At 67.0% G+C, this 11,458-nt stretch carries 8 protein-coding genes; 4 read left to right on the top strand and 4 right to left on the bottom strand.

Annotated elements, in window-relative coordinates:
* Window positions 1-33: 33 nt before the first annotated feature.
* From NBV68_RS00740 to NBV68_RS00725, 4 genes are all read right to left on the bottom strand, one after another.
* A complete protein-coding gene (locus tag NBV68_RS00740; RefSeq protein WP_296306435.1) occupies window positions 34-1,470 on the bottom strand; it encodes a glutamate synthase subunit beta in 1,437 nt (478 codons plus the stop codon).
* 22 nt (window positions 1,471-1,492) lie between these two features.
* Window positions 1,493-6,133, bottom strand: coding sequence for a glutamate synthase large subunit (gene gltB / locus NBV68_RS00735; RefSeq protein WP_296306433.1), 4,641 nt, complete (start codon window positions 6,131-6,133; stop codon window positions 1,493-1,495).
* A gap of 289 nt (window positions 6,134-6,422) precedes the next feature.
* On the bottom strand, window positions 6,423-7,397 hold the full coding sequence (locus NBV68_RS00730) for a hypothetical protein (protein ID WP_296306431.1): 975 nt from the start codon (window positions 7,395-7,397) through the stop codon (window positions 6,423-6,425).
* Between the two features lie 7 nt (window positions 7,398-7,404).
* On the bottom strand, window positions 7,405-8,658 hold the full coding sequence (locus NBV68_RS00725) for a TIGR04063 family PEP-CTERM/XrtA system glycosyltransferase (protein WP_296306429.1): 1,254 nt from the start codon (window positions 8,656-8,658) through the stop codon (window positions 7,405-7,407).
* Between the two features lie 91 nt (window positions 8,659-8,749).
* Between NBV68_RS00725 and NBV68_RS00720 the strand changes: the two genes are divergently transcribed.
* From NBV68_RS00720 to NBV68_RS00705, 4 genes are all read left to right on the top strand, one after another.
* A complete protein-coding gene (locus tag NBV68_RS00720; protein ID WP_296306428.1) occupies window positions 8,750-8,965 on the top strand; it encodes a hypothetical protein in 216 nt (71 codons plus the stop codon).
* On the top strand, window positions 8,962-10,344 hold the full coding sequence (locus NBV68_RS00715; RefSeq protein ID WP_296306427.1) for a DUF5935 domain-containing protein: 1,383 nt from the start codon (window positions 8,962-8,964) through the stop codon (window positions 10,342-10,344). Before NBV68_RS00720 ends, NBV68_RS00715 begins: the two co-directional genes overlap by 4 nt.
* A gap of 103 nt (window positions 10,345-10,447) precedes the next feature.
* Window positions 10,448-10,897: a MaoC family dehydratase gene (locus NBV68_RS00710; RefSeq protein WP_296306425.1), complete on the top strand. Its 450-nt coding sequence runs from the start codon at window positions 10,448-10,450 to the stop codon at window positions 10,895-10,897.
* Between the two features lie 5 nt (window positions 10,898-10,902).
* Window positions 10,903-11,442, top strand: coding sequence for a carboxymuconolactone decarboxylase family protein (locus NBV68_RS00705; protein ID WP_296306423.1), 540 nt, complete (start codon window positions 10,903-10,905; stop codon window positions 11,440-11,442).
* Window positions 11,443-11,458: the final 16 nt, after the last annotated feature.

The raw sequence follows: 11,458 nt of genomic DNA, 5'->3' as shown, positions 1-11,458 counted from the left end.
GGGCGCGCGGCGGATCAGGCGCGCCTGCCTGCCTCAGCGCGGGAGTTCGGAGACCCCCATCAGCGCCTCGTCGACCGCGCGTGCGGCCTGACGGCCCTCGCGGATCGCCCAGACGACCAGGCTCTGCCCGCGCCGCATGTCGCCGCAGGCGAACACATTGGGCTCGCTGGTCGCATAGCTGTTCGTGTCTGCCGCGACATTGCCGCGCGGGTCGAGCGTGACGCCCGCCTGTTCGAGCAGTCCGGCCTTGCGCGGGCCGACGAAGCCCATCGCCAACAGGATCAGGTCGGCCGGGATGGTGAATTCGCTGCCGGCGATTTCCTGCATCTGCCGGTCTACCCACTCGACGCGCACGCATTCGAGCCCGGTGACCTTCTCGCCGTCACCGATCACGCGCTTGGCAAGCACCGCCCAGTCGCGCTCGACGCCCTCCTGGTGGCTGGAGGAGGTGCGCAGCTTCATCGGCCAATCGGGCCAGGTCAGCGCCTTGTCTTCCTTTTCCGGCGGCTTGGGCATGATCTCGAGCTGGGTGACACTCAAAGCGCCCTGCCGGTTCGAGGTGCCGACACAGTCGCTCCCGGTGTCCCCGCCGCCTAGCACGACCACGTGCTTGCCGGTCGCAGTCAGGCTGCCGCGCGGGGCAGCGCGCAATTCATCGTCGCCCGCGACGCGCTTGTTCTGCTGGGTGAGGAATTCCATCGCGAGCCGCACGCCGGGCATTTCCGCGCCGGGGATCGCCAGCGCGCGCGCATCTTCCGCGCCGCCCGCCAGCACCACCGCGTCGAAATTCTCCTTCAGGCTGGCGAACGAGATGTCGACGCCGACCTCCTTGGAGGTTTTGAACGTCACCCCTTCGGCTTCCATTTGCTGGGCGCGGCGGTTGATGAGGTGCTTTTCCATCTTGAAGTCGGGAATGCCGTAGCGGAGCAGGCCGCCGACGCGGTCCGACTTCTCGAACACCGTGACGCTGTGCCCGGCACGCGCGAGCTGCTGCGCGCAGGCAAGGCCCGCCGGGCCCGAACCGACGACCGCGACCGACTTGCCAGTCTTCTGGGCGGGGATCTGCGGCTTGACCCAGCCTTCCTTCCACCCGCGGTCGACGATCGCGCATTCGATCGACTTGATGGTCACCGGCTGGTCGATGATGTTGAGCGTGCACGCCGCCTCGCAGGGCGCTGGGCAGATGCGGCCGGTAAACTCGGGGAAATTGTTGGTGGAATGGAGGTTGTCGAGCGCACGCTTCCAGTCCGCCTCGTAGACGAGGTGGTTCCAGTCCGGGATCATGTTGTTCACCGGACAGCCGTTGTGGCAATAGGGAATGCCGCAATTCATGCAGCGCGAGGCCTGCCCCGTCAGCGTGGCATCATCCGGCTGGATGACGAATTCGCGGTAGTTCTTCAGCCGTTCCTGGGGATCTAGATAATCCCGCTCGCGGCGGTCCAGCTCGAGAAATCCGGTTTCCTTGCCCATTGTATTGTCTCGTTCCTGAAAACTATTCGGCAGCGACGCTGGCGGCTTCGTGGCGTTCGGCCTCGAGGCGCTTCAACGCAGCGGCATAATCGCGCGGCATTACCTTGACGAAGCGCCCGAGCGCCGCGTCCCAATTGGCCAGCAACTCGCCCGCCAGCTTGCTGCCGGTGTGGAGCTGGTGGCGCTCGACCAGAATACGCAGCCGCTCGGCATCGTGGCGCAGCATGTCGCCCATTCCAAAATCGTGAACCGAGCGCGGGCGCTGGGCCGGGCGGCCCGTCCCCTCTTCCGCATCCGGCCCGGCCGAAACCGGCAGCAGATCGACCTGCGCGTGGTTGACGAGGTTCGTGAAGGTGCCATCGGGGTCATAGACATAGGCGACCCCGCCGCTCATCCCGGCCGCGAAGTTACGCCCGGTCTTGCCGAGCACCACCACCACACCACCGGTCATGTATTCGCAGCCATGGTCCCCGGTGCCTTCGACCACCGCGATGGCGCCCGAATTGCGCACCGCGAAGCGCTCGCCCGCGACGCCGTTGAAATAGGCCTCGCCCGCAATGGCGCCGTACATCACCGTGTTGCCGACGATGATGTTGTCTTGGCTTTCGCGCGGAGCCTCGGCAGGCTGGCGCACGATGATGCGCCCGCCCGAGAGCCCCTTGCCGACATAGTCGTTGGCATCCCCGACCAGATCGAGCGTAACCCCGTGGGCAAGCCAGGCGCCGAAGCTCTGGCCCGCAACACCAGTGAGGTTGATGCGGATCGTGTCGGTCGGCAGGCCCTCGTGCCCGTGCGCCTTGGCGATCTCGCCCGAGAGCATCGCGCCGACCGTGCGGTTGACGTTGCGCACCTCGTATTCGAGCTGCACCGGCGTCTTGGTGTCGATGGCGGTGCGGCAATCGGCGATCAGCCGGTTGTCGAGCGCGCCGCCGAGCCCGTGATCCTGAATGCCGATCTGGCGCAGCGAGGCCCCTTCCTTGAGCGGCACCTGATGCAGGATGCGGCCCAGATCGATCCCGCGCGCCTTCCAGTGCCGCTCCATGCGGCGGGTGTCGAGCAGGTCGACCCGGCCGACCATCTCGGCGACAGTACGGATGCCCATCTGGGCCATGATCTGCCGCAGTTCTTCCGCGACGAAGAACATGTAGTTGACCACGTGCTCGGGCTGACCGGTGAAGCGCGCGCGCAGCACCGGGTCCTGCGTGGCGACGCCGACGGGGCAGGTGTTGAGGTGGCACTTGCGCATCATGATGCACCCGGCGGCGATCAGCGGCGCGGTGGCAAAGCCGAACTCGTCCGCGCCCAGCAGCGCGCCGATGGCGACGTCGCGGCCAGTCCTCAGCCCGCCATCGACCTGCACTGCGATCCGCTCGCGAAGGTCATTGAGCAGCAGTGTCTGCTGCGTCTCGGCCAGACCGATCTCCCACGGCGAGCCCGCGTGCGTCAACGAGGTCAGCGGCGAAGCACCCGTGCCCCCGTCATAGCCCGCAATCGTCACGTGATCCGCGCGCGCCTTGGAGACCCCCGCCGCCACCGTGCCGACGCCCACTTCGGACACCAGCTTCACCGAGATCCGCGCGACCGGGTTCACGTTCTTGAGATCGTGGATCAGCTGCGCCAGATCCTCGATCGAATAGATGTCATGGTGCGGCGGCGGCGAGATCAGGCCCACGCCGGGCGTCGAGTGGCGAACCGCGCCGATCCGCTTGTCGACCTTGTGCCCGGGCAGCTGCCCGCCCTCGCCGGGCTTGGCACCCTGCGCCATCTTGATCTGGATATCGTCCGAATTGACGAGATATTCCGTGGTCACGCCGAAGCGGCCGCTGGCAACCTGCTTGATGCGGCTGCGCATCGAATCGCCGTTGGCGAGCGGCTTGAAGCGGAACGGCTCCTCCCCGCCCTCACCCGTGTTCGAACGCCCGCCGATGCGGTTCATCGCGATCGCCATGGTCGAATGCGCTTCGTGGCTGATCGAGCCCAGGCTCATCGCGCCGGTCGAGAAGCGCTTCACGATCTCGCTCGCCGGTTCGACTTCCTCGAGCGGGATCGGCTGCGCGGCCTTCTTGAATTCGAGCAGGCCCCGGATCGTCAGCAGCCGTTCCGATTGCTCGTTGATGCTGGCGGCAAACTCGGCATAGTTCTTCGGATCATTGCCGCGCACCGCGTGCTGAAGCTGGGCGACATTCTGCGGGGTCCATGCATGTTCCTCGCCGCGCAGGCGGTACTGGTAGATGCCGCCGACATCGAGCATCCCGTCATAGAGCGGGTTGTCGCCGTAGGCCTGACCGTGGCGGCGCAGCGCTTCCTCGGCGACTTCGGCAAGGCCGATGCCTTCGATGGTGGTCGCGGTGCCGGTGAAGTATTTCTCCACGAAGGCGGTCGAAAGCCCCACCGCATCGAAGATCTGCGCGCCGCAATAGGACTGGTAGGTCGAGATGCCCATCTTGGACATGACCTTGCGGATGCCCTTGCCGATGGCCTTGATGAAGTTCTGCTGCACCTTGGTCGCAGGCAGATCCGAGTGCCGCTTCACCCGCAGCGCTTCAAGCGTCTCGAAGGCGAGATAGGGGTTGATGCCTTCCGCCCCGTAGCCCGCGAGCACGCAGAAGTGGTGCACCTCGCGCGCCTCGCCGGTCTCGACCACGAGGCCGGTCTGCATGCGCAGACCCTGCCGCACCAGATGGTGGTGGACGGCGGCGGTGGCGAGCAGCGCGGGCATGGGGACGCGGGTTTCGCTCTGCCCACGGTCGGACAGCACAAGGATGTTGTGATCCTGCAGCACCGCCTCGGTCGCGGCCCAGCACATTTCCTTCAAAGCCATTTCAAGGCCTTCAGCCCCGCTCTTGGCATCCCACGTGATGTCAATAGTCGCGCAGCGGAACGCGCCATCCAATGCCTCTTCCACCGAGCGGATCTTGGCGAGATCCTCGTTGGTGAGGATCGGCTGGTCGACCTCGAGCCGCTTGTGCGTCCCCGCATCGCGGCCCAGCAGATTCGGGCGCGGGCCGATCATGCTGGTGAGGCTCATCACCAGTTCTTCGCGGATCGGATCGATCGGCGGGTTGGTGACCTGCGCGAAGTTCTGCTTGAAGTAATCGTAGAGCAGCCGCGCGCGGTCGCTCAGCACCGCGATCGGCGTGTCGGTGCCCATCGAGCCGATCGGATCATCCGCATCCACCGCCATCGGTTCGAGGAAGCGGGAGATATCCTCCTGCGTGTAGCCAAACGCCTGTTGGCGCACGAGCAGCGTGCTGTCCTCCGCCGGGATCGCGGCGAGTTCGGGCACCACCTCGGTGATGTCCTCGAGCTTGTACTGCGCCTGATGCAGCCACTCGGCATAGGGCTCGGCCTTGGCGAGATCGGCCTTGAGCTCGTCATCCTCGATGATGCGGCCCTGTTCGAGGTCGATCAGCAGCATCTTGCCGGGCTGGAGCCGCCATTTGCGCACGATGTCGCTTTCCGCAAACGGCAGCACACCGCTTTCCGAGGCGAGGCAGACGATGTCGTCCTTCGTCACGCAGAAGCGCGCAGGGCGCAGGCCGTTGCGGTCGAGCGTCGCGCCGATTTGGCGGCCGTCAGTGAAGCACACCGATGCGGGGCCGTCCCACGGCTCCATCAGCGCGGCGTGATATTCGTAGAAGGCGCGCCGCTCGGGGCTCATCAGCGCATTGCCGGCCCAGGCTTCCGGGATCAGCATCATCATCGCATGGGCGAGGCTGTAGCCGCCGGCGATCAGCAGTTCCAAGGCATTGTCGAGGCAGGCCGTGTCCGATTGCCCGTGCGGGATGATCGGCCACATCTTGTCGAGATCGGGCCCCAGCAGCTCGCTTTCCATGGTGCGGCGGCGGGCGTTCATCCAGTTGACGTTGCCGCGCACGGTGTTGATCTCGCCATTGTGGGCGATGAAGCGGAACGGGTGGGCGAGGCGCCACGAGGGGAAGGTGTTGGTCGAAAAGCGCTGGTGAACCAGGCCCAGCGCCGAAACGCAGGCAGGATCGCGCAGGTCATCATAGAAAGAGCCGACCTGCGTCGCCAGCAGCAGCCCCTTGTAGACCACGGTGCGGGTCGAGAAGGACGGGATATAGGTCTGGGTGACACCGGGCAGGCCGTGCTTTTCGGCCAGCATGGCAAGCGGGTTCTGCACCTGCTTGCGGATCGTCAGCAGCTTCCTTTCGAAGGCGTCCTGATCGGAGCAGTTGGACCCGCGCGCGATCACTGCCATCTCGATCACCGGCATCGAAGCGATCACCGCCGCGCCGAGGCCGGCGGGCGTCGCCGGCACCTGCCGCCAGCCGATGAAGCGCTGGCCTTCCTTGGCGGTGAATGCTTCCATCCGCGCCTTGACGAAGTCGCGCGCAGCCGCGTCCTGCGGCAGGAAGCACATCCCCACGCCATACTCGCCGGCGGCGGGCAGATCATGGCCGTTCGCCGCCGCCCAGGCGCGAATCAGCGGATCGGGAATCTGGATCAGAATCCCCGCGCCGTCGCCCAGCAAAGGATCCGCGCCGACCGCACCGCGGTGGTCAAGCTTCTCGAGAATCTCGAGCGCCTGCGCGATGATCGCATGGCTTTTCTCGCCCTTGATATGCGCAACCATGCCGACGCCGCAGGCGTCATGTTCGTTGGCGGGGTCATAGAGACCCTGGGCGTTAGGGTAACCCATGCGTCAAATCCGATCTGTCAGATGCCGAGAGGCGCGAACCTCACTCGCATGATCGCTCATGCAAAGGAACACGCCTCTGGCAGGTCTATCGGGCGCAGCCCCCCGCCCGGGGTGGCCATTGCCCGTTTTCGGGGCTCTCATGCCGACAGGAAGCGGGTTTGGCAAGGGTGTCGCGCGAAGTAATATTTCTCGCAGACCTATTCAGACTTTAGGTTGATTGCGCGGCATGCAGGTTCCGGCCCAGTCGGTTGCAGCTTTTGCGCCGATGTAGCCCATCCCGGGCCCGACCTCAGGCCGCCCCGCGGGCGCGCTCGTAGTGCGACTGGAAGCGGGCGCGCGCAGCGTGGAGCGGTTCGTCGCGGCGCGGCAGGCGCGGCGCGGGACGGCCCTTGCCGCTCAGTGCCTCGAGCGCCTTGAGGGCCTCGCCCAGCGCCGCCTCGCGCGCGGCCAGATCGCCGGGCCCGAGACTACGGCCGGGCGCGGTCTCGCGCACCTCGTGGAGCGCGGCGGCAAAGCGTTCGACCATCTCGGCGAGGCTCAATTCGCTGGCCGGCACGGCGCGCAGGCGAGCAAGCGCGGCGGTGCCCGGGACGGGCAAGCCAGCCGTGGCCGCGCGCGCGGTTCGGGCGCCGATAGCTGCGACCGGATCAGCGGGCGCGGGGTCGACCGGCGCGGGCGCGGGTCGGGACACGGCGGGCGCGGCAGGCGCCGCCTCCTCGACCCACACCGCGTTGCGGCCGGACAGTTCGGCAAAATCGGCCAGATCGAGCTCGCGCGGCTCGGGCGCAGGAGCGGGCTCAGGCGCTGGCAGCGGATCGCCGATTTCGGCATCGCGCCATGCGGGCGTGGTGAAGGGCATGGTCTCGACCGGATCGTCGAGCCGCAGCGAGCCCAAGTCGCGCGCGGGATTGATCGGGGTCACCCGGCGCGCGGCCATTTCGGCCACCGAGGGACTGCGCACGCCGCGGCGCGCGCCGACATGGTGATAGGCGGCGAAGGCGAACAACAGCCCTCCGAGCAGACCGCCGACAATCCAGGCGAGCGCCGACTGCGCGGCGGGCCAGGTACCGATCAGCGTGCCGCGGAGCATCTGCTCGACCATCGCGGTCGGCAGCACCAGGACCATGCCCGCGCCGAGCAGCAGGCCCCACAGGCCCAGCAGCGGCGCGAAGGCCCGGTGCGCGGCGAGCGGCATGCGGGCCGGACGCGGCAAGCTCGTCTTGCGCTTGCCCTGCTCCGACTTGCCCTTGCGCCCCTTTGCCATGCGACAACTACCCCATGCGTGCGACAGCGCGCGGCGCGCCGTCAGTATCACCATGGGCTAGCAAGAGATGGTAAACAGAGAGATAATGCCGCGCGTTCCCGGCCCAGTCGTGGCGGGTGCGCACGTGATCGACCGCGCGCGCCTTCATCGCCTCCCATTCGCCGCGATTGTCGAGCAGGCGGGCGAGCGCGGCGGCGCAGGTGGCGGGATCGTCGGGAGCAAAGAGCGTGCCCGTCACCCCGTCCTCGATCAGCTCGCGGTGCCCGCCGACGCTTGATGCCGCGACCAAGCGGCGCTGGGCCATGGCTTCCAGGGGCTTCAAGGGCGTGACCAGATCGGTGAGGCGCTGCGCTTTCCTCGGATAGGCGAGCACGTCGACCAGCGAATAGTAGCGCTCCACCGCGGTGTGCGGCACGCGGCCGGTGAAGATCACGGCCGCAGGCTCGGGCAGCGCGGCGGCGGCGGCGCGCCAGCTTGCGTCCATCGGCCCTGCCCCCACCAGCAGCAGGCGCGCATCCGGGTGCGATTGGCGGAGCAGCGGCATGGCGGCGATCAGATCGTCGACTCCCTCATAGGCATAGAAGCTGCCGATATAACCGATCACCGGCGCTTGCGGCGCGATGCCGAGTTCGCCCGCCAGCGCCTCGTCACGCGGGAGCGGATCGCCGAACAGGCCGAGGTCGACCCCGTTGGGCATGACATTGATGCGCGCCTCCGGAATGCCGCGCGACGCCAGATCGTCCTTCAATCCGTGGCAGATGGTGAACAGCGCGTCCGCCGCGCGCGCCACGCTGGTCTCGAGCGCACGGGTCAGCCGGTATTTGAGGTTGCCCTCGGTGCCCGACAGGTTGCCGACCGCGGCATCCTCCCAGAAGGCGCGGATCTCGTAGACGAAAGGCACGCCCAGCGCCCGCGCGGCACGCATCGCGGCCGCGCCGCACAAGGCAGGCGAATGGGCGTGGATGATGTCGGGGCGCCATTCGTCGGCGAGGCCGATAATCGCGGCGGTCAGCGCCTCGATCTCGCCCAGTTCGCGCAAGGGTGCCGGGCCGGAGGGCGTGCCGGGGGTGCGGTGGAAGATGAGCCCATCGGCTTCCTCGCACCGGCCTGTCACGGCCGCCTCGAGATTGTGCCGCTGCCCGGTGATCCCGCGCACCTCCAGCCCATGGCCCTCCTGCGCTTTCAGAATGGCGCGCGTGCGGAAGGTGTAGCCGCTGTGGAGCGGCAGCGAATGGTCGAGGACGTGGAGGACGCGGGTCATGGCCGTGTTCTCTATCGCAGGCGTGCTTAACGCCGCGTCAACTGGCTGGGAGTAAGGCTCACCCATGACGCTTGCGGAACCCGCCTGACCCATGATCGACACCTTCGCCCTTGCCCTCGGCCATGGCCTGCTCGCGGTCGCGATGATGCGGCTGGTGCTGCGCGACGGGCTCGATGTCGACCCGCTGCTGGATGACATCAAGTCCGAGACCGCCGGCAACCGCAAGGCTGCCAGCGCCCTGGGCCGCAACGAAGCCCGCCGTGCGCGCGGCGAGCACGGGGCAAATTCAGACGAGAGGGCGCAGTGAAGGACCTCTTCTTCCTCGTCTTCATCGCCTATGCCATGCTGCTCGGCCTCCGGCGCCCGTTTTTGTGGGTGCTGCTCTATGTCTATATCGACATCCTCGCGCCGCAGCGGATCGGCTATTCGATCATCACCACCCTGCCCTTGTCGCTGATCGCCTTTGCCGCGGCCTTCGGCGGGTGGCTGGCCTTGGACCGCAAGGAGGGCGCGCGCTTCACCTTGCGGCAGGGCCTGATGCTGGGCCTGCTCTTCTATTGCTGGTGGACCACGTCCAATGCCGATTTCCCGCTCGATGCGCAGACCAAGTGGGACTGGGTGTGGAAGGCGCTGCTCTTCGCGATCTTCCTGCCCCTCACCCTCACCACCCGCGCGCGGATCGAGGGCCTGGCGCTATCGCTGGTCTTGAGCGTGGCGATGATCGTGATCGCCACCGGCCTCAAGGTGGTGACCGGCGGGGGCGGCTATGGCGAGCTCAATTTCTTCGTCGACGACAACTCTGGCATCTACGAAAGCTCGACATTGGCGACCGTGGCGATCGGGCTGATCCCCTTGCTGTGGTGGTTCGTCAAGCACGGCACGATCTTCCCCAAGCACTGGACGGTGACGGCCTTTGCCGCCGCACTGACCTTTTCCGCGCTGCTGGTGCCGATCGGCACCGAGGCGCGCACGGGGCTGCTCTGCATTGCCGCGCTGGCGGTGCTGCTGCTGCGCTACTCGAAGCAGCGCATCCTGTTCATCGCCGGGGCCGGCGTGCTGGGGCTCACCGCCCTGCCCTTCCTGCCGCAATCCTATTACGACCGCATGGCGACCATCGCCGAACCCGGCGGTGACGAGAGCGCCTCGACCCGCGTGGCGGTGTGGAACTGGACGCTCGACTATGTCCAGACCAAGCCCCTTGGCGGCGGGTTCGATGCCTATCGCGCGAACAAGTTCACCTACACCATGCCGGTCAAGAAGACCGACGGGAACACCACCACAATCGAATACACCGAGGTCGAGGACAAGGCGCGGGCCTACCACTCCTCAGTATTCGAAATGCTGGGCGAACAGGGCTGGCCGGGGCTCGGCATGTGGCTGCTGCTGCACCTGACGGGCCTGTGGCAGATGGAGCGTATCCAGCGCCGCTGGAAAAAGGCCGAGGACGAGACGACCCGCTGGATCGCGCCGCTCGCCGCCGCGTTGCAGATGGGGGCGCTGATCTACCTTGTCGGGGCGCTGTTCCAGGGGATCGCCTATCAGCCGGTGATGCTGATGCTGGTGGGTCTCCAGATCGGCCTCAACACCTATTGCCTGCGCATCGATTCGGCGCGCGGCCTGCTCGAGCGAAGCGCGGCAAGGAAGGCTGCGGTCGCGGGCCAGATGCGCGGTGCCGTAGCGGCATAGCGCTGGACGTTGCGCTCCCCCTTGTGTTGCGCCATGTAGCCCGGCGCAAACAGCGAAGTCGGCCACGGATCGGGCGGCTTCGCGGACACAAGGAGGAGCCCTGATGAACCCGCAGGATTTGGCCGCCAAGGTCGGCGAAGTGATCGGCACCAGCGAATGGGCCGAGATGAGCCAGGAACGCATCAACCAGTTCGCCGAGGCGACCGGTGATCACCAGTTCATCCACGTCAATGAAGAGATGGCGAAGATGACGCCGTTCGGCGGCACGATCGCCCACGGCTTCCTGACGCTGTCGATGATCCCCTATCTCGGCGCCCAGGGCGGCGCTCCGCGCATCGACGGCGTGAAGATGGGCGTCAACTACGGCGGCAACAAGACCCGCTTCATCGCCCCGGTCCGCGCCGGCAAGCGCATCCGCGGGCACTGGAAGCTCACCGAAATGGTCGAGAAGCGCCCCGGCCAGTGGCAGCAAACCTGCGAAATCACCATCGAGATCGAGGGCGAGGAAAAGCCCGCGCTGATGGCCGAGTGGATCACACAATACTTCGTGTGAGCCCGATGGCGCGCATCGAACCTCTCGCAGAGCCCTACCCCGAGCCTTTCGCCCGGGCGATGGCCGTGCTGATGCGCGGTGCGCCGCCGCTGAAGCTGTTCACCACGCTCGCCAAGCACGAGCGCGCATGGGGCAAGTTCACCGCCGGCTCGATGCTCGACCGCGGCCCGCTGGCCTTGCGCGAACGCGAGCTGGTGATCGACCGCACCACGGCGCGCTGCGGCTGCGAGTACGAATACGGCGTCCACATCCGCGGCTTTGCGGAAAAAGCCGGCATCGACGAGGCGCAGCAGCGCGCTCTGGTGCACGGCTCGGCCGCTGATCCGGTGTGGGCCGCGCGCGAGGCCGCACTGATCGCCGGCGTCGATGCCCTGCTCGACGAAAAGCGTCTCTCCGACGCGCATTGGGCTGACCTTCGGGCGCACTTCTCGGAAGAAGAAGTGCTCGAAATCGTCCAGCTCACCGCCTTCTATCACGGCGTGTCGCTGATCTGCGGCGCGCTCGACCTGCCGCTCGAAGACGGGGCGGTACGGTTCCCCGACTGAACCTCAGAACAAGGAT

This window comes from Erythrobacter sp. (assembly GCF_023653175.1).
Lineage (GTDB): Bacteria > Pseudomonadota > Alphaproteobacteria > Sphingomonadales > Sphingomonadaceae > Erythrobacter.
Note: the sequence above shows the minus strand (reverse complement) of the source record. Positions and strands in the feature narration are given on the sequence as shown.